The 19,376-nt window shown below is 58.7% G+C and carries 34 protein-coding genes; all 34 read left to right on the top strand.

What is annotated here, in order from left to right; translation table 11 throughout:
* Positions 1-102: 102 nt before the first annotated feature.
* The 34 genes from BLR63_RS03205 to BLR63_RS03360 all read left to right on the top strand — a co-directional run bounded on the left by BLR63_RS03205 (position 103) and on the right by BLR63_RS03360 (position 19,375).
* Positions 103-315, top strand: a complete 213-nt coding sequence (locus tag BLR63_RS03205; protein ID WP_010568092.1) for a transcriptional regulator — start codon at positions 103-105, stop codon at positions 313-315.
* A 32-nt stretch (positions 316-347) separates the two neighbouring features.
* Positions 348-551 (top strand): hypothetical protein, encoded by a 204-nt coding sequence (locus BLR63_RS03210; RefSeq protein ID WP_010568091.1) that lies wholly within the window; start codon positions 348-350, stop codon positions 549-551.
* A 19-nt stretch (positions 552-570) separates the two neighbouring features.
* The gene (locus BLR63_RS03215; RefSeq protein WP_010568090.1) at positions 571-774 is read left to right on the top strand and encodes a hypothetical protein; all 204 of its coding nucleotides are present in this window, start codon (positions 571-573) and stop codon (positions 772-774) included.
* 19 nt (positions 775-793) lie between these two features.
* Positions 794-1,123 (top strand): hypothetical protein, encoded by a 330-nt coding sequence (locus BLR63_RS31015; protein ID WP_130926179.1) that lies wholly within the window; start codon positions 794-796, stop codon positions 1,121-1,123.
* 657 nt (positions 1,124-1,780) lie between these two features.
* Positions 1,781-2,572, top strand: a complete 792-nt coding sequence (locus tag BLR63_RS03230) for a Rha family transcriptional regulator (protein WP_042947963.1) — start codon at positions 1,781-1,783, stop codon at positions 2,570-2,572.
* The gene (locus BLR63_RS03235) at positions 2,572-3,378 is read left to right on the top strand and encodes a hypothetical protein (RefSeq protein WP_010568086.1); all 807 of its coding nucleotides are present in this window, start codon (positions 2,572-2,574) and stop codon (positions 3,376-3,378) included. The genes BLR63_RS03230 and BLR63_RS03235 overlap by 1 nt, the downstream gene beginning before the upstream one ends.
* Complete coding sequence (locus tag BLR63_RS03240; RefSeq protein ID WP_010568085.1) at positions 3,359-4,132, top strand: ATP-binding protein; 774 nt, start codon at positions 3,359-3,361, stop codon at positions 4,130-4,132. Before BLR63_RS03235 ends, BLR63_RS03240 begins: the two co-directional genes overlap by 20 nt.
* Complete coding sequence (locus BLR63_RS03245; RefSeq protein WP_010568084.1) at positions 4,132-4,350, top strand: hypothetical protein; 219 nt, start codon at positions 4,132-4,134, stop codon at positions 4,348-4,350. Before BLR63_RS03240 ends, BLR63_RS03245 begins: the two co-directional genes overlap by 1 nt.
* Positions 4,347-4,538, top strand: a complete 192-nt coding sequence (locus BLR63_RS03250; RefSeq protein WP_231998135.1) for a DUF1382 family protein — start codon at positions 4,347-4,349, stop codon at positions 4,536-4,538. Before BLR63_RS03245 ends, BLR63_RS03250 begins: the two co-directional genes overlap by 4 nt.
* Positions 4,535-4,804, top strand: a complete 270-nt coding sequence (locus tag BLR63_RS03255) for a hypothetical protein (RefSeq protein ID WP_042948049.1) — start codon at positions 4,535-4,537, stop codon at positions 4,802-4,804. Before BLR63_RS03250 ends, BLR63_RS03255 begins: the two co-directional genes overlap by 4 nt.
* 232 nt (positions 4,805-5,036) lie before the next feature.
* Positions 5,037-5,396, top strand: coding sequence for a hypothetical protein (locus BLR63_RS03260; RefSeq protein ID WP_010568163.1), 360 nt, complete (start codon positions 5,037-5,039; stop codon positions 5,394-5,396).
* Positions 5,393-5,596, top strand: coding sequence for a hypothetical protein (locus BLR63_RS03265; RefSeq protein WP_010568162.1), 204 nt, complete (start codon positions 5,393-5,395; stop codon positions 5,594-5,596). The genes BLR63_RS03260 and BLR63_RS03265 overlap by 4 nt, the downstream gene beginning before the upstream one ends.
* On the top strand, positions 5,593-6,060 hold the full coding sequence (locus BLR63_RS03270; RefSeq protein WP_083365922.1) for a recombination protein NinB: 468 nt from the start codon (positions 5,593-5,595) through the stop codon (positions 6,058-6,060). The genes BLR63_RS03265 and BLR63_RS03270 overlap by 4 nt, the downstream gene beginning before the upstream one ends.
* Complete coding sequence (locus tag BLR63_RS03275) at positions 6,057-6,674, top strand: recombination protein NinG (protein ID WP_042947852.1); 618 nt, start codon at positions 6,057-6,059, stop codon at positions 6,672-6,674. Before BLR63_RS03270 ends, BLR63_RS03275 begins: the two co-directional genes overlap by 4 nt.
* Positions 6,671-7,252, top strand: a complete 582-nt coding sequence (locus BLR63_RS03280) for a hypothetical protein (RefSeq protein WP_010567859.1) — start codon at positions 6,671-6,673, stop codon at positions 7,250-7,252. The genes BLR63_RS03275 and BLR63_RS03280 overlap by 4 nt, the downstream gene beginning before the upstream one ends.
* A 146-nt stretch (positions 7,253-7,398) precedes the next feature.
* Entirely contained in the window at positions 7,399-7,563 is a 165-nt protein-coding gene (locus BLR63_RS31020) for a hypothetical protein (RefSeq protein ID WP_154220638.1), read from the top strand.
* A 385-nt stretch (positions 7,564-7,948) separates the two neighbouring features.
* On the top strand, positions 7,949-8,263 hold the full coding sequence (locus BLR63_RS03290) for a phage holin, lambda family (protein WP_042947841.1): 315 nt from the start codon (positions 7,949-7,951) through the stop codon (positions 8,261-8,263).
* Positions 8,260-8,475 carry a DUF7940 domain-containing protein gene (locus BLR63_RS03295; RefSeq protein ID WP_010567856.1) on the top strand — a complete coding sequence of 72 codons (216 nt, stop codon included), beginning with the start codon at positions 8,260-8,262 and terminating at the stop codon, positions 8,473-8,475. The genes BLR63_RS03290 and BLR63_RS03295 overlap by 4 nt, the downstream gene beginning before the upstream one ends.
* Positions 8,476-8,552: 77 nt before the next feature.
* A complete protein-coding gene (locus BLR63_RS31025) occupies positions 8,553-8,726 on the top strand; it encodes a hypothetical protein (RefSeq protein WP_156791895.1) in 174 nt (57 codons plus the stop codon).
* Between the two features lie 4 nt (positions 8,727-8,730).
* Positions 8,731-8,895, top strand: coding sequence for a hypothetical protein (locus BLR63_RS31440; protein ID WP_162830776.1), 165 nt, complete (start codon positions 8,731-8,733; stop codon positions 8,893-8,895).
* 8 nt (positions 8,896-8,903) lie between these two features.
* Positions 8,904-9,464 carry a terminase small subunit gene (locus BLR63_RS03300; RefSeq protein ID WP_010567855.1) on the top strand — a complete coding sequence of 187 codons (561 nt, stop codon included), beginning with the start codon at positions 8,904-8,906 and terminating at the stop codon, positions 9,462-9,464.
* Entirely contained in the window at positions 9,433-10,794 is a 1,362-nt protein-coding gene (locus tag BLR63_RS03305; RefSeq protein WP_010567854.1) for a PBSX family phage terminase large subunit, read from the top strand. The genes BLR63_RS03300 and BLR63_RS03305 overlap by 32 nt, the downstream gene beginning before the upstream one ends.
* A 33-nt stretch (positions 10,795-10,827) precedes the next feature.
* Positions 10,828-12,183 carry a DUF1073 domain-containing protein gene (locus BLR63_RS03310; RefSeq protein ID WP_042947850.1) on the top strand — a complete coding sequence of 452 codons (1,356 nt, stop codon included), beginning with the start codon at positions 10,828-10,830 and terminating at the stop codon, positions 12,181-12,183.
* Positions 12,183-12,431: a hypothetical protein gene (locus BLR63_RS03315; protein WP_010567852.1), complete on the top strand. Its 249-nt coding sequence runs from the start codon at positions 12,183-12,185 to the stop codon at positions 12,429-12,431. The genes BLR63_RS03310 and BLR63_RS03315 overlap by 1 nt, the downstream gene beginning before the upstream one ends.
* A 3-nt stretch (positions 12,432-12,434) precedes the next feature.
* On the top strand, positions 12,435-14,225 hold the full coding sequence (locus BLR63_RS31710; RefSeq protein WP_010567851.1) for a minor capsid protein: 1,791 nt from the start codon (positions 12,435-12,437) through the stop codon (positions 14,223-14,225).
* Positions 14,226-14,250: 25 nt separating this feature from the next.
* Positions 14,251-15,414: a DUF2213 domain-containing protein gene (locus tag BLR63_RS03325; RefSeq protein WP_010567850.1), complete on the top strand. Its 1,164-nt coding sequence runs from the start codon at positions 14,251-14,253 to the stop codon at positions 15,412-15,414.
* A gap of 2 nt (positions 15,415-15,416) precedes the next feature.
* Positions 15,417-15,911: a structural cement protein Gp24 gene (locus BLR63_RS03330; RefSeq protein ID WP_010567849.1), complete on the top strand. Its 495-nt coding sequence runs from the start codon at positions 15,417-15,419 to the stop codon at positions 15,909-15,911.
* Positions 15,912-15,916: 5 nt separating this feature from the next.
* Entirely contained in the window at positions 15,917-16,945 is a 1,029-nt protein-coding gene (locus BLR63_RS03335; protein ID WP_010567848.1) for a DUF2184 domain-containing protein, read from the top strand.
* A gap of 68 nt (positions 16,946-17,013) precedes the next feature.
* Positions 17,014-17,247: a hypothetical protein gene (locus tag BLR63_RS03340; RefSeq protein ID WP_010567847.1), complete on the top strand. Its 234-nt coding sequence runs from the start codon at positions 17,014-17,016 to the stop codon at positions 17,245-17,247.
* Between the two features lie 43 nt (positions 17,248-17,290).
* Positions 17,291-17,710, top strand: a complete 420-nt coding sequence (locus BLR63_RS03345; protein ID WP_010567846.1) for a DUF4054 domain-containing protein — start codon at positions 17,291-17,293, stop codon at positions 17,708-17,710.
* A complete protein-coding gene (locus BLR63_RS31030) occupies positions 17,711-17,869 on the top strand; it encodes a hypothetical protein (protein WP_156791896.1) in 159 nt (52 codons plus the stop codon).
* Positions 17,866-18,465: a hypothetical protein gene (locus tag BLR63_RS03350; protein ID WP_010567845.1), complete on the top strand. Its 600-nt coding sequence runs from the start codon at positions 17,866-17,868 to the stop codon at positions 18,463-18,465. Before BLR63_RS31030 ends, BLR63_RS03350 begins: the two co-directional genes overlap by 4 nt.
* Positions 18,462-18,833, top strand: coding sequence for a hypothetical protein (locus tag BLR63_RS03355; RefSeq protein ID WP_010567844.1), 372 nt, complete (start codon positions 18,462-18,464; stop codon positions 18,831-18,833). The genes BLR63_RS03350 and BLR63_RS03355 overlap by 4 nt, the downstream gene beginning before the upstream one ends.
* Positions 18,830-19,375 carry a phage neck terminator protein gene (locus tag BLR63_RS03360; RefSeq protein WP_010567843.1) on the top strand — a complete coding sequence of 182 codons (546 nt, stop codon included), beginning with the start codon at positions 18,830-18,832 and terminating at the stop codon, positions 19,373-19,375. Before BLR63_RS03355 ends, BLR63_RS03360 begins: the two co-directional genes overlap by 4 nt.
* The last annotated feature ends 1 nt before the right edge of the window (position 19,376 follow it).

Raw genomic sequence — 19,376 nt, forward strand, 5'->3', positions numbered from 1 at the left:
AGAATGTTCATTAGTCATAAACACAGAGTTTACCGGGGTTGTGTTGTTTATTAAATAAACGTATCGTTGACTGGTGTTTACTCGCCGACGGCGGAATTGTTTATGAAGCCCACACCTCTTGAGCGCGCAATCCTTGCGGCCGGATCGGGCAAAGCCCTTGCCGAGCTTCTTGGCGTGACCCCTATGGCGGTCTCCTACTGGAAGGTCAGGGGTGTTCCCGCACGTCAGGCACTTCCTATCGAAAAAGCTACTGGCATATCCCGCCATGAGCTTCGGCCTGATTTATATCCGGTCGAATCCCTTTCTGCCGCTTAAACCATTTCATCAATCACAGGAGATTCACTCACATGGCCTATGGCAACCCGTCCCATAAGCGCGTCAAGGACCGCAAGGTCCGCTTTAACCAAACCCTTGACCGAATTCTTGGTCGAGCTGCCGAGCGCGCAGAACGACAGCACGCGACATACCTGTTCGAGGTCATCGAGTGGGCGGTCGAGAACGGCGTAATCGAAGCGCTGAGCAAGGACGAGAGCAAGTCTAGCGCGGCTTAAAGACCCTATGGAGGGCTATATGCCTGAATTCGATTACGAGGGGTTGAGCCCTGGCGCAAAAACGAAGATCTCCGCTCTGGCCTTGAAGAAGGGCTGGAGCATCGAACAAGCCGTAGAGGCAATCGGGATTGAGTTTGTCGCCATGGGCGGCCCAGCCCTAATGAGGCGCCCGAAAGGGAAGCTCTACCAGATCAACCCGAAAGAGACCCTCGAAAGGGGCTAACTAGAGCAGGAGAAGGACCATGACACCAGAAGACCTGAATAGCGAAATCAAGCTGATCTTTGCGCGGGCCTGTGCCGAAGGGCTGAAAGCTGAAGCTGGGAGCTTGATGGATCTGAGTAGCTTTGACCTCAAGAAAACCACTGCAACTCAATATGCAGCGGCTTTCTCGAGTGCGTTCGCCTTTGTCGCGGAGCGCTTTATAGAAGGTCCTTCATCTTATGACGAGATGGTTGTTTCGGCCCTGCGTAGTAATCCAGCAGCTGATTCTCAATCTGGCGAAGGGAAATCGTGTCCAGCTCCAGACGATTCCCTTGGGAATACACCAGTTTCTCCGGAAGTTGGCCGCTAGCGATGATCGCGTTGAGCGTGTCGCGAGCCATTTGCTCTACAGATTTTTCTGTCATGTCCGGCCTCCAAGGCCTTCGTTTGTGGAAATTCGAAATTACCACGGAAGCGCCGGACACCCAATTCAACACCGCAGCATTGAGCTAGGAGAAGGACATGGTTGGATCATGGGGAGACATCCCGCCGCCACCTGGATTTGATCCGAAGCGAACCCCTCATGAGGTGAAGTTCGAAATTATCGCGGACTCCGCCGACCTCGAGGGGAAAGTTAGTAAGACGCTTGGACTCCTACCACTTCATCTTCGAAAGGGCTTTCTCGAGAGCGTCCTGGACCTGGTCCGCAGCGGTGCTTGCCGCGCCGTCTACGTCCGACTCGGAAAGAGAAGCTTCGTCCAAGGTGCTGATGGCGCCACAACCTACGCACTTATACGCCGGATCTACAGCGCTCAACTCGTTGGACTCGACGAGCTCTGTGCTACCGCATTGAGGGCAGCGGGCATTGAGAGCGGAAATTGATTTTATGGACATCGGAACCTCCTGGTTCGCTGTGCTGGGTAAGAGCTTCACAGCGTAGCAGGAGGTTCCGGCCTAAACAGCCTGAATTTCAGGCACAAAAAAACCGGGTTCACGGCCCGGTTCATTGCTACATCGCGAGGTAATCATGAATACACAATCGATCCCCGTCAATACCCCCAACAAACCCGCGCCACGTTTTTCGCAATCGGAAAACGTGGCGCGGACAATGTCATCTCGGGAAATCGCCGATCTGGTCGAGGCCCGGCACAACGATGTCATCACCACCATCGAGCGTCTTTTTGCCAAAGGGCTTTTACGATCAGATCGTAAAACTCGGCGTGAAGCCACTGGCGGCCGACCCATTGATGTCTACGACCTGACCGAGCGTGACACGCATCTGGTTGTGGCTGGCTACAGCGACGAGCACCGCGCACGAGTTATCGACCGCTGGCAGGAACTGGAAGGGCAGGTTGCGCAACCACAGCAGCTCTCCACCATCGAAATCCTGCAGATCGCCATGGAGTCTGAAAAGGCCCGCTTGCTGCTCACCGCCCAGGTTGAGCAGCAGGCCACGAAGATCCATTCCTTGGAAAACCTGTTTAAGGAAGGCATGACCCACACCCAATTCTGCAAGGGCCTCAATGGCGTCAACGTCATGCAGGTGGGTAATTACCTTGAAGGGCGTAGCTGGCTCTACAACGAGAGCAAGTCCGGCACCCGTCACCGTGTTGGCTCGTACGCTCGCGACAAGTACATGACCGAGCACCAGGTCGAAGTCACCCCGCACGGCAAAGATCCTTTCATCTCCTACACGCCCGTTCTGCTGAAGAAGGGCGCTGCACGCCTGTACGACCTGTACCTGGCCGGCGAACTGCCCATGAAGAAGACCTGGGACGGCCTGTTCACCCACGACAAAGCACTCAAGGGGGCCGCGTGATGGCTCGTTCCAGAAACATCAAGCCGGGGTTCTTCTCGAACGAACACCTGGCAGAGTTGGATTTTGCCACTCGACTTCTTTTCATCGGCATGTGGACCGAGGCTGACCGAGAGGGGCGGCTTGAGGATCGCCCGCGCCGCCTGAAAATGGCCCTGTTCCCCGCCGACAACGTCGACATCGAAAAGATGCTCGCCGACCTGGATCATTTGGGGTTCATCACGCGGTACACCGTTGGATCATTCCACGCGATCCAGATCGTGAACTGGGCGAAACACCAGAACCCGCACCTCAAGGAAGCCAAGAGCACCATCCCTGAAATGACTGTTCTAGAGCCTTGCCCGGTAAAGGTTGGTGCTAGCACCATGCAAGCACCAGACGAGAACAGTTCTTTCCCGGCTGATTCCCTCTCTTCTGATTCCGGATTCCTGATTCCTGATTCCCTTCCTCCGTCGCCCGCTCCGGTGGTGGTGGAAGACCTTTTCCCAAAGTTCTGGAAGCTCTATCCGCGCAAGGTCGGGAAGGACAAGGCGGAGAAGGCCTGGGCCAAGCTGAAGGTCAACCCGGAGCTGTTCGAACTGATGGCGAAGGCGCTGGGCAAGCAGGTGCTGACGCCGGAATGGATCAAGGACAAGGGCCAGTTCATCCCGCACCCATCGACGTGGCTGAACGGTAAGCGCTGGGAGGACGAGATACCCGACACCCCGACCAACGTTCACCTGCTGCCTGTGAATCGCCACACCAACTTCGAAAGCCGCGATTACAAGGCCGGAACCAAGGAGAACGCCAATGGCACGTTCCGTATCTGAACTGGCTGATCGCAAGCTGGGGGTAATTGGTCGCAAGGCTGTCACCTGCGCAGAGCATGGCGAATATTCCGCAGTGATGCTCAAGGATGGCGGGTTATCGGGATGCCCGATCTGCCGGAGCAATCAGCGCGACATGGAAGAGCTTGAGCGTAAGCGCTTCAACTTTCGCATGACTCAGCGTAGCGCCGCCCGAATTCCCCAGCGCTTTGCCGAGAAGACCTTTTCTGACTTCGTGGTATCGAATCCCGCGCAGAAAATCGCACTGGATGCCTGTCTCGACTACGTGGACAACTTCTCGAAGCATCGCCGTGAAGGCCGCTGCATGTTGCTGCTGGGAAAAGTCGGAACGGGTAAGACGCACCTGGCCGTCGCTGCGGTAAACCACCTGATCAACGAGTGCATGGTCAAGGCGATCTACCGAACCGTGGGCGCGATCATCGGTGACATCCGAGCGACCTTTAGCGACCGAACCGGCGAATCAGAGGCCAACATCCTGCGCGAAGTGATAGGGGCTGACCTGCTTGTGCTGGATGAGGTGGGGGCAACCAAGCAAAGCGAGTTCGAGCTGGCAACCCTGTTCAGCATCATCAATGGGCGTTACGAGCAGTGCCGCCCAACGATCATCGTCAGCAATCTGGCGCCCGGCGAACTGAACGACGCCATTGGCGCCCGCTGCGTTGATCGTATCCGCGAGAACGGCTGCATTGGCGTGGCGTTCGAGTGGGAATCTCAGCGCGGCAAGGAGGGCTTCTGATGAGTAACCCAGTGAAAAAGCTTACCCCTGCGCCCGAAGACTTGGTTCGTCTTCGCGATGAGATCGCCATGCACGCACTGAACGGCCTGCTGATCAATGCGCAATGGGGTTACACGAATAGCGAAGGCATTCGGAAGGTTTATCAAACTCCGCAGGAGTACACCGATCAGGCGTATCGCCTTGCCGATGAAATGCTGGCTTCTCGGGAGCGCAAATGATGAAGCGAGCAAACCCAGCCCAGCTACGCCAATCCATTGAGGCTGCCAGCGCCCTGGTCAAGCTCGGAATCCGTTTCGTATGCATGCCTGTGGTGGATGAGGCGGACTTAGCCAATCTCGCCAGCCAGGCCGCTGAGCGATTTGAGCGCCTGGCAGTGATCGCAGAAGCAGGGGAGAAGCGGACATGACCGACAAGATGCGTGAAGCGGTTGCGAGAGCAATCTGGAATATCCGCCGCGAAGAAGAAGACCGGTGCGACATGGAGCTTGAGGACATTGGCGCCGACCATTCCGTGTGGGCCGAGGCTGATGCCGCTATCGGGGCGATAGTGATCAAACTTCCCGAAAAATGCGAATACGCAGACGCCCAAAGCGACTACGCCAAAGGCCATCGCCAAGGCAAGCGTGACGTTGTTGATGTCCTAGAAGCTGCCGGCCTGAAGGTGAAGTCATGAACATTCATTCGATGCCACACGACGCAACGGTCAAGCACAAGGCCCTGCCGAAGTCTTGCCTTCTGAAGGTCACCTTCCTGCCATGGCGCTATCAGGCATGCAGGAGCTTTATGCGTAGCCGAGGGGCGAATCACTTATCGATTTGGGCGTGGAGATTCCACGTAGTCATTCGGCGCCCCTGGATGGCAGGTCCAGCACGCCAACTACATCCTGAGCTGTTTGAGGTGAAGCCATGACCTACGTCAGAGAGCAATCATCTACCGAGCTCGCTGTGCACATGCGCAGCTTGCAGAAGATGCCAGGCTGGCATGACCCACTTGCAGACCGCTTGTGGCAGGAGGTTGAAGCGCTCAAGGCCGAAGTCGCCGGCCTACGCACCGGCTACGAAGCCTACGAGCGGGTGAATGCTGAGCTGAAGGGTGAGGTGGAGGGGCTGCGCAAGGCTCTCACATCCTCCCGAGAATTCCTTATGCGTGATGCCAAGGTGCGGCGCATGACCGATGGAGCCCGGCACATATCGCCAATGTTTCCTCTCCGGAAACTGGTCATGGAGCAGATCGACGCCGCCCTGGGCCAGGGAGAGCAGTCATGAATATCCCAACCTTCAATCCGAAGGGTATCCGGCCCTGGATGATCAAGTACCAGTTTGCGGCGCGCGTCTACTGCTTGGTGATGCTGCCCATCTCCCCATTTATTTTTGGCGCCGTGATCCTTTGGGAAAACCGCCGCGACTTCGCCGAAATGAAGAAGCTCGCAGAAGCAGCTTTCTTGCCATGGAGGGCGAAGTCATGACCAACGTAATCCACAAACCCCGCCACTTTTGGTCGGCTGGCCCTGCGCGGGTTCGTGAGGTCTTGCGGCTCGCCTACCTGTTCGCTACCGAGCTTTCCGCCGCCGGCGCCGTCGAGATCATCGTCCGCCCGGTGAAGTCCCGCCGCACCCTGGAGCAGAACGCCAAGCTGTGGGCAATGTTGGGCGACATCTCCCGCCAGGTTGAGTGGCCGGTCAATGGCGTCATGCAGAAGCTCGACAGCGAGGACTGGAAGGCGCTGATGACTGCTGCGGCACGCCAAGAGATCCGCATGGCCCAGGGCATAAACGGCGGCGTGGTCATGCTGGGCGAAAGCACCAAGCGCATGACCGTGGCCGAGCTGGGCGACGTGATCGAGTGCATGTATGCATTCGGCGCTGACAAGGGCGTGATCTGGAGCGAGCCCAAGGGCCAGATGCCAGAGCAATGGGAGGCGGCGGCATGAAGCGCACTCCACTACAACGCAAGACCCCGCTCAAGTCCGGCGGCCCTCGGCGTAAACGCTGCCCCGAGTGCCGGGTGATGTTCACGCCCTCCAGAAGCTCGCAGGCGGTGTGCGGCGAGATCGAGTGCGCCATCGCTCACGGGAAGTCGGAGAAGGGCCAGGAAAGCGCGCGCAAGGCCCTAGCTGATGTCGGGAGACGTGACATCAGGGAGCGTAAGGAGGCCCTGAAAAGTCGCGCAGACCACCTCAAGGATACGCAGCACGCATTCAATGCCTGGATACGCCAGCGTGACATCGGTCAGCCCTGCATCAGTTGCGGAACCACTGCTGATGTTCAGTACTGCGCCGGTCACTATCGAACAACCGCTGCCTGCCCAGAACTTCGCTTTGAGCCCCTGAACGTGAATCTTCAATGCAATCGCAATTGCAACATGGGCAAGTCCGGAAACCTGCTGGGGTATCGGCCCGGCCTGATCGAGAAGATTGGTATCGAGGCTGTCGAGTGGCTGGAAGGCCCTCATGAGGCCAAGAAGTACACCACCGAAGAATTGAAGGCGATGACCGCCGAGTACCGGGCAAAGACCAGAGAGCTGAAGAAGGGGGAGGCAGCATGAAGATCAACTCAGCGCGCCAGGCGTGGCATGACTGCAAATACAACCCGGCCCCGGGCCAGACCTCTGATGTTGTGCAATTGGGCGTGGTGGTGCAGAACACCGAGCGCGGCCCTACAGCGAATCATGCGGTGCATGGGGCGCTGGCGGGGCATATCCAGTCGGCAATCGCTCGGCTACATCCGCAGATCCGCGTCTTCGGCGACTTCATGTACGCCGCTGAACAGAGCGACGACATCCGCGAGGCGGCGGAGGAGGTGGTATTCCTGGTGGTGCAGAGCAAGTCGCCGCGGATGACAGCGGCCAAGCGGGAGAAGCTGGAGTATGTGGTGAAGGGGGTCATGCGTCGGTACCAGTACATGCACCAGGGCGGCCAGTCGGCCAACGAAGACCCGTTCGCCAATCCCGAGAAGTTCAGGGAGTGGATGTGGCAGTTCTACGGTGTGCGCCTGGAGTCATGCAACTGGGAACGGGATTGGGGCGGCGTGCTGCAACTGATCTTCGATTGCTGCGAGGATCTGGACCGTCGAGCACTCAGCCCGGTGGCGGCGGTAATTTACGAAATGCGCGAGGCCGCATGAGGGCCTATTGCGTTCCCGTGCGGCTCGTGGCATGATTTCGCCATCCTGATAATTTTGCCTTCGGCAACTTACTCATCAATCAAAGAAAGCCCGGCCATCGCGCCGGGTTTTTTTATTTCCTCGAATTCATCCTTCTGGAGGTGCGCGTGAAGCTGAAAGCCAAAAGCAATCTGCTGGAGCGCGCCAGAACGGCATGGGAGGCGGTCGCACGCCAAGTTGGCGAGACCGACTTCTCGCGCCATCCACGCACCGGAGAGTATCTGCACCCCGGTGTCGCCATGGGTTGGCGCATCCACAAAAAGAATCTGTAGTTTTACCTGTAGCCAGGACAGCCCTCGGAAAGGCCTGGACGTCGATAGCCGGACAGTGCGACGTACGGAACAACACCGGCAGCCCGTGCACCCTGACCTCACTGTGCTTCCAGGGTGGCGCGAGACCAGGTCGGCGAGATCGATGCACTTGGGTGTCGACGCCGTGATGGTCTTTGGCTGGCAGCGTGGGAAGACACGCGCACCTATTCAGGGCCTCGACATTGATCGGGGCCTTCTTGTTTTCGGCCCCGCCACACCCTTCGCTCTGAGCTGGGAGTGCCGCCGGGGCTGATCTATTCGCCGCTGCTCCCCAGCGTTTGGCCGCCACCTGACGGCCTTTTTTTATTCCTCTACTCCCAGAAGGGAGGACTTCGGATTGAAAATCATGCCCGAAAAAGACCCTTCCTTCTGGGCGATGGTTTTGAATGCCCTCCGCGACAACGGGCTGGCCATGGTCCTGACGTTCCTCCTGATCTGGTTGCGGATTCAGTACGACGGCAAAGAGACCAAGCCTGTCCGCCAGATTATCGAGTCTGTCCTTGGGGCTTTGATCGTGATGGTGGTCGGCCTGACGGTGCAGAAGTTCGGCTTAAGCAGCGGGTGGGCATTCTTCGCCGCCGGCTTCGTCGGCATTCTCGGCGTTGATCAGGTTCGACAACTCGGCAAGCGCTGGTCTGAGCGCAAGGCGGATGAGCTATGAAGCTGATCGAGAGCGCCGGAAGCTGGCACCGCCTGTGGTCGGTGCGCCTGGCCCTGGCCGGCTCGGTACTGAATGCCGGGGCGATTGGATGGACGGTCTTCCAGGGTGCGGTCAACCCGCTGATGTACGCCGCCATCAATATGGGCTTTGGCGTCGGCGTTGCCATTGTGCGCGTGCTGTCTCAATCGCTGCCGGATGGCCAGGAGCAATAGATCTCGCAGGGATCAGAAAAAATCCGCGCCACGTTTTCGATAGCACCAAATCGTGGCGCGTAAATTGAGGGATGACTATGGCAACCGTTTACGAAGTAACCATTGATGGCGGCTCTCGTGTCGAGACCGTAAAGGGCGACCACATGTATGTAGAGCGTGAGCACTTGATTATCGAAGACGGCAAAGGTGTTTCCGTGGCCATCTTCGCCACGTTCAACTCCGTGATCGCTAAGCCAGTAGAGCAAGAGTAACGATATGGGCCACACAACCATTACCTGCAAGATCACCATGCGCTGGTGGCTTCGTGTGTATCTGGACTGCGTGGTGTTCACGGCCAACATCACCGGACTTAATCCTGACTGGGACAAGGTTCGCTACTGGGTTGGTCGAGGCATGAAGATAACCCTTTGTAGTAAGTGAGATTAACAATGGCATTGACCCCGAAGCAGGAGGCCTTCTGCCTGACCTACCTGAAGACGGGTAACGCCAGCGAGGCTTACAGGCAAGCGTATAGCGCTGCCAACATGAAGCCCGAGACCATCAACAACAAGGCCAGCTCCTTGCTCAAGAAGGGCGAGATTGGGGCGAGGCTTGAACAACTCAACCAATCGGCTGTCACTGACTCCGTGATGACCCGTCAGCGCGCCCTGGAGCGTTTGAGCCTGATTGCCGAGACGTCCATCACCGACATCCTCGAGTTTGACCAGCGCGAGATTGACGGGCCAGAAGGCCCTGTCAGCGAAACCATCTGGCGGATGAAGGACAGCGTCGAGATCCCAGAAGTGGCAGCGGCCACCATCAAGTCGGTGACCATGACCAAGTTCGGCCCGAAGATCGAGATGTACGACCGACTGAGCGCGATTCAGCAACTCGCCAGGATGCAAGGCTGGGAGTCGGCGCAGAAGCACGACCACACCAGCAGTGACGGCAGCATGAGCCCCAAAGGGAAGTCGCTGGATGACTTCTACGCCGGCGATGTACCAGCTTAACCCGAACCTTCGTGAGTTTTGGCGGATCAGGAAGCCGTACAAGCTTCTGAAGGGTGGGCGGTTCTCCTCGAAGACCCAAGACGCGGGCGGCATGGCTGCCTTCCTGGCTCGCAACTACACGGTGAAGTTTCTCTGCATTCGCCAATTTCAGAACCGTATCGCCGACTCGGTGTATACGGTCATCAAGGAAAAGATCAATCAGGCCTGTTGGGCGGATGAGTTTGATATCGGCGTATCGTCGATCAAGCACCGCACGACGGGCTCTGAGTTCTTGTTCTACGGCATCGCCAGGAACCTGAACGACATCAAGGGTACTGAGGGTGTCGACATTTGCTGGATCGAGGAGGGCGAAGGTCTGACCGAGGAGCAGTGGGCTGTCATCGACCCGACGATTCGTAAAGAGGGGTCGGAAATCTGGATTCTCTGGAACCCGGACCTGATGACGGATTTCGTGCAGGCCAAACTGCCGAAGCTGCTTGGCGACGACTGTGTCATCAAGCACATCAACTACGCCGACAACCCGTTTCTATCCGATACCGCGCGCGCCAAGGCTGAGCGGCTGAAAGAGGCTGACCAGGAGTCGTACAACCACATCTACCTGGGTCAGCCGCGCACCAACGACGACGCAGCTGTAATCAAGTTCTCATGGGTGGAGGCGTGCGTTAACGCTCACCTAAAGCTTGGGATGAGCCTGTCCGGTGCGCGAGCGGTTGGTTATGACGTGGCGGACAGTGGTGACGACAGCAACGCCTGCGCGATCTTTGATGGGGCGCTCTGTCATGACTTGGACGAGTGGAAGGCTGGCGAGGATGAGCTGAATGAGTCAGCCATGCGCGCCTGGGCTCACGTCAAGGGCGGTAGGCTGATCTACGACAGTATCGGCAACGGTGCGCACGTAGGCTCAACCCTGAAAGCCGCCAGGGCCGTACAGCGCTACTACAAGTTCAATGCCGCCGGGGCAATCATCAATCCTGAAAAGGAATACGCCCCGAAGATCAAGAACAAGGACAAGTTCGAGAACCTGAAGGCGCAGGCCTGGCAGGACGTGGCTGACCGCATGCGCAACACGTTCAATGCAGTCACGAAGGGGCAGAAGTTCAAGCCATCTGAGCTGATCAGCATTACGGGTGATCTGCGCAAGCTCGAACAACTGAAGCTCGAGCTGTCCACGCCACGCAAGCGCTACAGCAAGCGCGGCCTGGATATGGTCGAGACCAAGGATGAACTGGCAAAGCGCGGCGTCGCATCCCCCAACCTGGCTGATGCATTCGTTATGGGTGCATGTCCGCACCTGGTAGCAAACGGAAGACCTATCCGCGACCTCCTATGACCAATTGGTGAATACATGAGCAAGAAGGGCTTAGTGCCAGCAGACAAAAAGCTGGGCAAAGCCCTTGTTCGGGCCGCTCAGAAGTATGAGGCATCCATCAAGTCGTCGAGTGATGGCCTGGTGAACGTCGTGTCCGGCCTGGGCACCCAGAAGGCCAAGCGCTCTCACAACCAGTTCCAATATGGGTTCCTGAACGACTTCCAGCAGTTGGATGCGGCATACCAGACCAGCTGGCTTGCCCGGGCGATCGTTGATTACCCGGCCGAGGACATGACCCGCGAGTGGCGCACCCTCAAGTGCGATGATGCGGACGTGATCCGGGCCGAGGAAGACCGGTTGAACCTGCCGGCCATGGTCAGCGAGGCAACCAGCTGGGCGCGCCTTTACGGCGGCGCTGGCATCCTCATGCTGACCAACCAGGACCTGACCAAGCCGCTCAAACCGGAGAAGATCAAGAAGGGCGACCTTTACCGCCTGCTGGTGATCGACCGCTTCGACATGACGGCGATGAACATGAACCAGTCGAACATCCTGGCCGCGAACTACTTGCAGCCGGAGTTCTACACCATCTCCGCCGGCGCCCAGCAGATCCACTGGACGCACTTCGCCCGCTTCGCCGGTGCCAAGCTGCCACGCCGCCAGCGCGCACAGACGCAGGGCTGGGGCGACTCAGAGCTGCGCAAGTGCCTCGACGACGTGATGGACATCGTAGCCAGCAAGGACGGCATCGCCGAGCTGATGCAGGAAGCGAACGTCGACATCATCAAGCGTGTCGGCCTCTCGGATGAGCTGGCCAGCGATCAGGACGACGCTATCACGGCGCGTTATGCCCTGTTCAGCATGATGAAGTCCTCGATCAACCTGGCGCTGCTGGATGACGAAGAGACCTACGACCGCAAGACCCTGGATCTGTCCGGGGTGGCGCCGGTGCTCGACCTGCTCATGACATGGATCGCCGGCGCTGCTGGTATCCCGGTGACGCGCCTGTTTGGCGAGTCGGCCAAGGGCCTTGGAAACACCGGTGAGGGCGATGACACCAACTACCACAACCATCTGTCATCGAAGCGCCTGACCCAGATTGATCCAGGCCTTCGCCAGCTGGATGAGGTGATGGTGCGCTCGGCCACCGGTCAGTGGATCGAAGACTTCAACTACGTCTGGAACCCGTTCAAGCAGCCAGACCTGGTGCAGATCGCCCAGGCCAACAAGGCCAACGCTGAGACGGACATCGCCTACAAGGATGCTGGCGTGATCACCACCAGCCAGATCCAACGAAAGTTGCAGGCCCAGGAGCTCTACCAGTTCGACGACGACAAGATCGAAGCGCTGGAGGCTGATGAGGACCTGGAGATGTTCAACGATCCGCCTGGTAGTGAAGGTGATGAGTGATGCCCGAGCAAATGCCAGTGATGAGTCATCCTAGCATCAAGTCAATACCGATGGCGATGCTTGAGCCATTCAGGCGCCAGGCGATGAAGAACCACGGACAGACCCTGGAGCGACTTGCCGAGCGTGGCGGCCTGTGTGCCTCTGAGGTTTTGTCGATCATGGATGGGATTGGCTGGGGTAGGGTCAAAAACTGCCCCGAAAATGATGCGCTGCTGGTCCGCAGGATCGAAGCGTGGGGCAAGAGGTAGCTCATGAACATGATCGGCATCCAGTACAACGCCAAGCTGCAGCGGCTGGTCAAGCAGATCAAAGCGGACATCGCCAAGGAGGTGATGCCGCTGGTTCGCCAGCTTGCGCCGGAGTACACGCAGGACGCGGTGGCCACGACTGACGCCTGGTCGGACCTTATCAGCAACGCCATGTCGTTCCTGTTCAGCAAGTGGCAAAACGAAAGGGTCAGCGCTGGCGCCAGCAGGATAGCCGGAGAGTTCGTTCAGTCGTCGCTCAAGAAGTCAGAGCGCGACCTGAAGAAGTCGGCCGGCATTGACGTGTTCGGCGGCAACAGCGCGCTTCAGGACTACCTGAAGGCCTCCGCACAGCAGAACGCCCAGCTCATCAAGTCGATCCCTGCCAAGTATCTCGAAGAGGTGCAAACGCTGGTGATGGCAAACATGCGCTCCGGCATGCGGCCTGGCTTCATCGAGAAGGTGCTGCAGGAACAGTTCGGCGTGACGCAGCGCCGGGCCAAGATGATCGCCCGCGACCAGACTTCGAAGATCCAGGGCGAGCTGGCCGAGAAGCAGCAGAAGGGCGCCGGCTTCGAGTACTTCCAGTGGATTGACTCCGACGACCAGCGCGTCCGGCACCGCCACCACGAGATCGCCAACAAGGTCACCGCCTACGGGAAAGGGATCTACCGCTGGGACGACCTGCCGCTGAGCGACAAGGGCGTTCCGATCAAGCCTGGCTCCGATTACCAGTGCTTCCCCGGCGACTCACCAGTAAACGTCTTTTACGGTGCAAGAAAAGCGTTTAGGCACGCTTATCGAGGCGAATTGACCAGACTCGTTTCTGACTCTGGCGAAGAGATCGTATGTACACCGAACCACCCTGTGCTGACTGATAGGGGATATGTCGCGGCTCAAATGATCAATGTGGGCGATTACATCGTCCATGTTCCCGATCAGGCCATCCGCACCCCGAACGGAGAGGCACAGAGTTCGAATGTTGAATTCAGCAAACTTTTTGAAGCGTTTCAGCTGATCGGGATTGTTGGTGAACCTGTCCGTGCTCTCGGTGGTGATTTCCACGGCGACGCTATTGCCGACGAGGAAATCAATGTTGTAGCCCTCGACTGGGTACTGCCAGACGAATTCGACGCCGCGAAGTCGAAGAGCTTCTTCGAACTCTTTTTCGCCAGCGCCGACGAGATGCTCGTATCGGCTGGCAGCTCTGGTTATGGCGATCTTTTCCCGGTGCTCAAGGGGCTTACTCTTGCCCCTGACAGCATCGTGAGCGGCGCGTGCAAGCTCCTTTCTGTCGTGAGCACTGGTTTTGCTCATGCGCAGCAGCATGCCCTCTCGTCGATTGGGCTGCTGTATTCCAGCCTCATTGAGGACGCGGACGATGACGTTTCTGGATGTCTGGAGTTTTTCAGCGACTGCTTTAACGCTGAATCCGGCATCAATCATAGACTTGATCTGTTCAAGCGGTATGTCCTGGCGATTGTGCGCCACGCTTTTGGTGGCGGGGATCGTGAGACCCCTGGCGCGGATCGCTTTGCTGAGGTTGTCGGGGTTGCACCCAAGCATCTCCCCGACTCTCTTCAGGCTATTTCCCTGGAGTGCCAGTTGGTGCGCGTGGCTAACAAATTCATCAGTGAATTTAATGGTCATGTCTACAACCTGGAAATGGGGGAGGGGCTATACGTTGCGCATAGTATAGCCGTTAGTAACTGCCGATGCATCGCGCTCCCAGTGAGCGCGCGCGAGGTCAAGGCCAACCAAGACGCAGGCCGCACAGCGCCGGGCGTTCTTCGCTAATTCATCCATCCCGCGAGGCCGCAACATGAAATGCACGGTTTTCGACCGGGCCGGGTATCGCATTACCCAGCGAGAGTACACAGACGAGGGCTTCCTCAAGGTTCCGGCCAGAGTGGCTCGCACCGGGATTCAGGAGTACCTGGCGCGCGAGCTTGGGCTCGACGGAGATCCGAACCGAATCGTCCGCGTGTACCGGCCGCCTGAAGAGGTTTTCGCGCCTGACTCGCTGAGTACCTACGACACCAGCGACATCACCAACGATCACCCGAAGGAGCTCGTCACGGCGGCGACCTACAGGGGTATCGCTGTTGGTGTGGTTCGAGGGCCTGGGCGCGAAGACGGCGACTTTGTTGCGGCAGACCTGATCGTCAAAGACCAGAAGACGATCAACGACATCAATGCCGGTAAATGCGAAGTCTCTGCCGGATACACAGCCATCTATGTCTACGCGCCTGGATTCACGGCGGATGGACAGCCATACGACTACATCCAACGTGAAATCCGAATCAACCACGTTGCCATCGTAGATAGAGCAAGGGCGGGCGCGAATGCTCGCGTTTTTGACCACAACCCAGGAGGCAACACAATGCCTGTATTTATCACCACCGATAGCGGGCGCAGCGTTGATGTTGCTGATCCTGCGAACGCCCAAGTGGTCGCCGACTCGTTCGACCGATTGCTGAAGCGCGCCACTGATGCGGAATCCAAGGCTGATAAGGCCCAGGCAACCGCTGACAAGGCAGCCGAAGATCTGGCCGAGGCCCGCAAGGCTTCTGGCGACGAGGCAATCAACGCTCGCGTCGTCCTGATCGGCAGCACCCAGGCCCAGGCCCGCAAGATCGCCGGCGACAGCTTCACCTGTGACAGCCTCGACGTGATCGAGATCAAGCGTGCCGCGCTGGCCGTCAAGCGTCCGAAAATGGCGTGGGGCGACAAGTCTGCCGGCTATGTCGAGTGCGCCTTTGACGCCGAGGCCGAGAAAGAGCCTGACGAAGACGACATGGACGAAGAAGGCAAGAAGAAGCCCAAGCCCGCTACTGGCGACACTGCCGCGCTCTTCGCCCAGTTCATGCAGTTGGCCAAGGACGGCGCAGCCACCACGGCGACCGCTGATGCCGCGCCGACCCCATACCAGCAGCACAAGCAGAAGCTGTCGGGCGCCCACAAACAACCCCAGAAAGGAGCCTGACCATGGCTGTTCAAGGTGGTAACGCACTCAATCACGGCGTCGCTTACGCAGGTATGGTCGCCGATGGCGAACTGTCCAACGCCGTCTCCAAAGTCAACAAAGGCACCGTGAACATCGCGTTCGGCCTGGGTGTCGTTACCGATGGTGACGACGGCGCCAAGCTGCCTGTGGCAGGTTCCACTGCGGCCCAATTCATCGGCGTCGTGAAGCGCGAACTGAACCGCGCCTACACCGCTACCGACGTGGTCGGCGCAGTCGCCAAGCGCGATATGTCGGTTGAGACCGTAGCGCCTATCTGGGTGACCGCCCGTGTCGCAGTCGCCAAGGATGACCCGGTGTATCTGGTCATCGGCGACGGCACCGGCACTAACCAGGGCCAGTTCTCGAACGTGGTCGGCGCTGCTGCAACCCTGGCCGTTCTGATCCCGAACGCCAAATGGGTCAGCTCAGCCGGCGCCGGCGCGCTGGCTAAAATTTCTCTGAAGATCGGGGGCTAATCGACATGACCCAGCTTAAAAAAATCGTCGTAGCCATCGACGCAGCGATTGCGTACCAGATCGGTCGCGATTCGCATCAAGTCGCCTTCAACGACGGTCTGCCGACCCTCGACGATGGCCTGGCGTTCTACATCAGCCAGTTGGCAAACCTGGAAGCTCGTATCTACGAGGCCAAGTACGCAGCCATCAACTACGACGAGCTGATCCCGGTCGACACCTCTCTCCCTGAGTGGGTCGATAGCTGGGACTACATCAGCTACGACGGCGTGACCCTGGGCAAGTTCATCGGCGCCAGCGCTGACGACCTGCCGGATGTAACCCTGTCGGCCAACAAGTCGTCCGTGCCGATCGGTTACGCGGGCAACAAGTACAGCTACAGCCTGGATGAGCTGCGCAAATCGCAACAACTGCGCATCCCGCTGGACAGCTCCAAAGCCAAGCTGGCCTTCCGCGGCGCCCAGGAGCACACCCAGCGCGTTGCATACTTTGGTGATGCGGCTCGCGGCATGACCGGACTGTTCAACAACCCGAACCTGGCGCTGTCCAACTCCACCCTGGATTGGTACAACGCCGCGACCACCGGTGACCAGATCGTCGCCGACCTGAACAAGATTCTGGTTGATGTCTACATCAACTCGGCGACCGTCCACGTCCCTGACACGATCATCCTGGATGCTGCCCGCTTCGCGTTCATCTCGAACAAGCGGATGGGCACCATCACCGACAAGACGATGCTGGAATACTTCCGTACCAACAACCAGTACACCGCGCTGACCGGTCGCCCGATCAACATCTTCAGCCGCCTGCAACTGTCCGCTGCCCAACTGGCCGCCGCCGGCGTATCCAACGGCAGCAAGGATCGCATCGTCGCTTACGAGCTGAACGACGAGAACCTGGGCATGCAGGTTCCGATCCCATGGCGCTCCCTGGCTCCCCAGATGTGGAATCTGAAGGTCAACGTGCCCTGCGAGTACAAGATCAGCGGCGTTGAATTCCGCTATCCGTTCTCTGGCGCGTACCGCGACCAGTTCTAACCAGCCGAACCGTGGCCGCTTCCGCTATGCCCGGGGCGGCGGCCAATGATTCCGGGCGAGGATTCGACATGTTCCTGAAGAACGAAGCAGCACGACTGATCACCATCAACCACCTGGTTGGCGACAAAGAAACCAGCTACCCGATCCTGCCTGGCGAAAACCCGGCGGTCGAAGTTCCTGATGAGGTCGCCAAAATCGATTTCGTCAAAGCTCTGCTGAAGAACGGCGACCTGCGCCGCGTTGGTGCTGATGAACTGCCTGCCGACGAGGAAGAAGACGCGCCGGCCACAGGCAAGAAGTAACACCCGGGCGCCTGGCGCCCACTCATTCATAGCTGGAGAGCCCATGATAATCACCCCCGAGATGATTGCGGCTTTCCGCAGCAATCCCCTGATGAAGGCATTCACCGACGCGGTGAAGTGGCCGGACGAGTTCATCGTCGAGGCATTGTGCGAAGCCGGTACCGAGACGGGATCAAGCCGCTGGGGTGCGCTGGAACTGACCTGCGACAACTTCAAGTGGCGCGGCATGCAGTACTTCGCCGCGCACTGGCTGGCGACCAACTTTTCCACCCTTGGCTCCACGGCGGCCCCCGGCTCCGATGCGCGCCTGAACGTGGCCCAGAAGTCGGTCGGTGACGAATCGATCGCCTACCGCGTGCCGCAGATGATGGACGCGGGCACCGACTGGCTGACCTACACCAACTTCGGCCAGCAGTTCTACCGGCTGAAAAAGCGCGCCGGGATGGGCGCCAAGGTGGTTTAGATGGGTGTCAACGCACCTCACGGCGAAAAGCCGCGCAGCAAGTTGCGCAAGGCGGCAGATCTGTTGCTGTTGCTGGTCATTGTCGCGGCCTTCTCATTCGCCTTGGCGTCGGGCCTTGAATCCTGCCAGCAGCGCGTATTGGAGATTACCCGGCAATGATCAATCTCGAGCTGATCGGCTTCCAGGAGCTGCAGGACGAGCTGTCGAAAGAGCTTGCCGCGCTTCGGTCCGACAAGGTGGTAACGGTCGGTATCCACGAAGAGGCGGGCGACGTTGAGTCGGGCGACCTGACCATGGCCGGCCTTGGGGCCATGCTCAACTTTGGCGCAACAATCAAGCACCCGGGCGGCACGTCCTACGGATACGCCAGCAAGGCGGCCGCCGACCGTGATGAGGTCCGCTTCCTGAAGAAGGGTGCGGGCTATATGGAATTGGGCGTAACCCAGCCGCACAACATCGATATCCCGGCGCGGGAGTGGCTTGAGCCTGGTGTTGCAAGCGCCACGCCTGAAGTGCTGCTGACCATCCAAGACGGCATGGATGCCGGGCAGTCGATGGACCAGATCCTTGAGACTGTCGGTGTTGTGGCGGCTGGCGCGGTGAAGGTCTACATGACCGATCTGAAGACGCCGCCCAACGCCGCCTCCACCATCCGCAAGAAAGGTAGTTCGAATCCGCTGATCGACAAGGGCGCCCTGCGCCAGTCGGTCACCCACAAAGTTTCTATCGGTCCCGTGACGGAGGGCTTGGAATGAGCCTTTCAATGGAAGGCCACATCGACGACGTGTTCGTCAGTGTCGCTGCGAGCCGAACTGTTTCCGTGGATGGCCAGTTTGTGGAAGGCATCTGGGTTCCCGGCGCGACCGAGACCAATCCCTACGTCGTCAACATCCAGCAGGCCAGTGATAGGGAGGTCGACTTCATCCGCCAGGGTGGCGAGCGGATCACCGACGTGCGCCGCATCTATATCAACCAGGGCGAGATGCAGTTGATCGACCAGACCGGCACCTGGGAGTTTCTCGGACAGCAGTGGAAGGCCACCAAGTGTGACAACAGGTACTGGCGGAACTACTGCAAGGTCATCGTTATGCGGATCGACGATCAGTCAGGCGGCCCAGCATGACCAACGAAGAACTGTTCAAGAAGCTGCGCCCGATTGTGATGCTGGCGACCGGTGTGCCTGAGTGCATCCTTGCGGATCAGGTCGGCCCAGGCAGCATGCCGGCCCCCAAGGGCGCATACGCAACGATCACGCCCAGGCAGTCCATCAGTGAGCGCGGCCAGGCCAACATCGTGTCGCGTGACATCCCAGGCGATCAGGTGGAGGTCGATGTGCGAGCGCAGATCATGTGCTCGGCAAGCATCAACTTCTACCGAGGCGAGGCGCTGATGTACGCCGAGCGCCTGAAGCAGGCCAACAAGCGGCCGGACGTGAGCATGATGCTGTTCAAGGCCAAGATCGGCTGGAACAGCACGGATGCCGTGAATAACCTCACCAGCCTGCAGTCGGCCAACTTCGAGCAGCGGGCGCAGATCACCATCCGCCTGATGTACGAGACCAGCAGCCTCCCGGCTATCAACAACATCCTGAGCGTCGAAGTGGCGCTCCAGAACGAAAAGGCGCGGGTCATTGAGACCTTCACCGTCGAAATTGACCCCGCATAAA

This window comes from Pseudomonas extremaustralis, from assembly GCF_900102035.1.
GTDB classification, from domain to species: Bacteria; Pseudomonadota; Gammaproteobacteria; order Pseudomonadales; family Pseudomonadaceae; genus Aquipseudomonas; species Aquipseudomonas extremaustralis.

Coding starts and splice junctions, on each gene's coding strand:
- BLR63_RS03230 (WP_042947963.1), top strand. CDS start 1,781: ATGAATACACAATCGATCCCCGTCAATACCCCCAACAAACCCGCGCCA.
- BLR63_RS03300 (WP_010567855.1), top strand. CDS start 8,904: ATGGCATTGACCCCGAAGCAGGAGGCCTTCTGCCTGACCTACCTGAAG.
- BLR63_RS03245 (WP_010568084.1), top strand. CDS start 4,132: ATGAGTAACCCAGTGAAAAAGCTTACCCCTGCGCCCGAAGACTTGGTT.
- BLR63_RS03260 (WP_010568163.1), top strand. CDS start 5,037: ATGACCTACGTCAGAGAGCAATCATCTACCGAGCTCGCTGTGCACATG.
- BLR63_RS03330 (WP_010567849.1), top strand. CDS start 15,417: ATGGCTGTTCAAGGTGGTAACGCACTCAATCACGGCGTCGCTTACGCA.
- BLR63_RS03280 (WP_010567859.1), top strand. CDS start 6,671: ATGAAGATCAACTCAGCGCGCCAGGCGTGGCATGACTGCAAATACAAC.
- BLR63_RS31025 (WP_156791895.1), top strand. CDS start 8,553: ATGGCAACCGTTTACGAAGTAACCATTGATGGCGGCTCTCGTGTCGAG.
- BLR63_RS03275 (WP_042947852.1), top strand. CDS start 6,057: ATGAAGCGCACTCCACTACAACGCAAGACCCCGCTCAAGTCCGGCGGC.
- BLR63_RS03235 (WP_010568086.1), top strand. CDS start 2,572: ATGGCTCGTTCCAGAAACATCAAGCCGGGGTTCTTCTCGAACGAACAC.
- BLR63_RS03205 (WP_010568092.1), top strand. CDS start 103: ATGAAGCCCACACCTCTTGAGCGCGCAATCCTTGCGGCCGGATCGGGC.
- BLR63_RS03240 (WP_010568085.1), top strand. CDS start 3,359: ATGGCACGTTCCGTATCTGAACTGGCTGATCGCAAGCTGGGGGTAATT.
- BLR63_RS03290 (WP_042947841.1), top strand. CDS start 7,949: ATGCCCGAAAAAGACCCTTCCTTCTGGGCGATGGTTTTGAATGCCCTC.
- BLR63_RS03340 (WP_010567847.1), top strand. CDS start 17,014: ATGTTCCTGAAGAACGAAGCAGCACGACTGATCACCATCAACCACCTG.
- BLR63_RS03335 (WP_010567848.1), top strand. CDS start 15,917: ATGACCCAGCTTAAAAAAATCGTCGTAGCCATCGACGCAGCGATTGCG.
- BLR63_RS03355 (WP_010567844.1), top strand. CDS start 18,462: ATGAGCCTTTCAATGGAAGGCCACATCGACGACGTGTTCGTCAGTGTC.
- BLR63_RS31710 (WP_010567851.1), top strand. CDS start 12,435: ATGAACATGATCGGCATCCAGTACAACGCCAAGCTGCAGCGGCTGGTC.
- BLR63_RS03295 (WP_010567856.1), top strand. CDS start 8,260: ATGAAGCTGATCGAGAGCGCCGGAAGCTGGCACCGCCTGTGGTCGGTG.
- BLR63_RS03345 (WP_010567846.1), top strand. CDS start 17,291: ATGATAATCACCCCCGAGATGATTGCGGCTTTCCGCAGCAATCCCCTG.
- BLR63_RS03215 (WP_010568090.1), top strand. CDS start 571: ATGCCTGAATTCGATTACGAGGGGTTGAGCCCTGGCGCAAAAACGAAG.
- BLR63_RS03250 (WP_231998135.1), top strand. CDS start 4,347: ATGATGAAGCGAGCAAACCCAGCCCAGCTACGCCAATCCATTGAGGCT.
- BLR63_RS03270 (WP_083365922.1), top strand. CDS start 5,593: ATGACCAACGTAATCCACAAACCCCGCCACTTTTGGTCGGCTGGCCCT.
- BLR63_RS03210 (WP_010568091.1), top strand. CDS start 348: ATGGCCTATGGCAACCCGTCCCATAAGCGCGTCAAGGACCGCAAGGTC.
- BLR63_RS31440 (WP_162830776.1), top strand. CDS start 8,731: ATGGGCCACACAACCATTACCTGCAAGATCACCATGCGCTGGTGGCTT.
- BLR63_RS03325 (WP_010567850.1), top strand. CDS start 14,251: ATGAAATGCACGGTTTTCGACCGGGCCGGGTATCGCATTACCCAGCGA.
- BLR63_RS03265 (WP_010568162.1), top strand. CDS start 5,393: ATGAATATCCCAACCTTCAATCCGAAGGGTATCCGGCCCTGGATGATC.
- BLR63_RS03255 (WP_042948049.1), top strand. CDS start 4,535: ATGACCGACAAGATGCGTGAAGCGGTTGCGAGAGCAATCTGGAATATC.
- BLR63_RS31030 (WP_156791896.1), top strand. CDS start 17,711: ATGGGTGTCAACGCACCTCACGGCGAAAAGCCGCGCAGCAAGTTGCGC.
- BLR63_RS03360 (WP_010567843.1), top strand. CDS start 18,830: ATGACCAACGAAGAACTGTTCAAGAAGCTGCGCCCGATTGTGATGCTG.
- BLR63_RS03315 (WP_010567852.1), top strand. CDS start 12,183: ATGCCCGAGCAAATGCCAGTGATGAGTCATCCTAGCATCAAGTCAATA.
- BLR63_RS31015 (WP_130926179.1), top strand. CDS start 794: ATGACACCAGAAGACCTGAATAGCGAAATCAAGCTGATCTTTGCGCGG.
- BLR63_RS03350 (WP_010567845.1), top strand. CDS start 17,866: ATGATCAATCTCGAGCTGATCGGCTTCCAGGAGCTGCAGGACGAGCTG.
- BLR63_RS03305 (WP_010567854.1), top strand. CDS start 9,433: ATGACTTCTACGCCGGCGATGTACCAGCTTAACCCGAACCTTCGTGAG.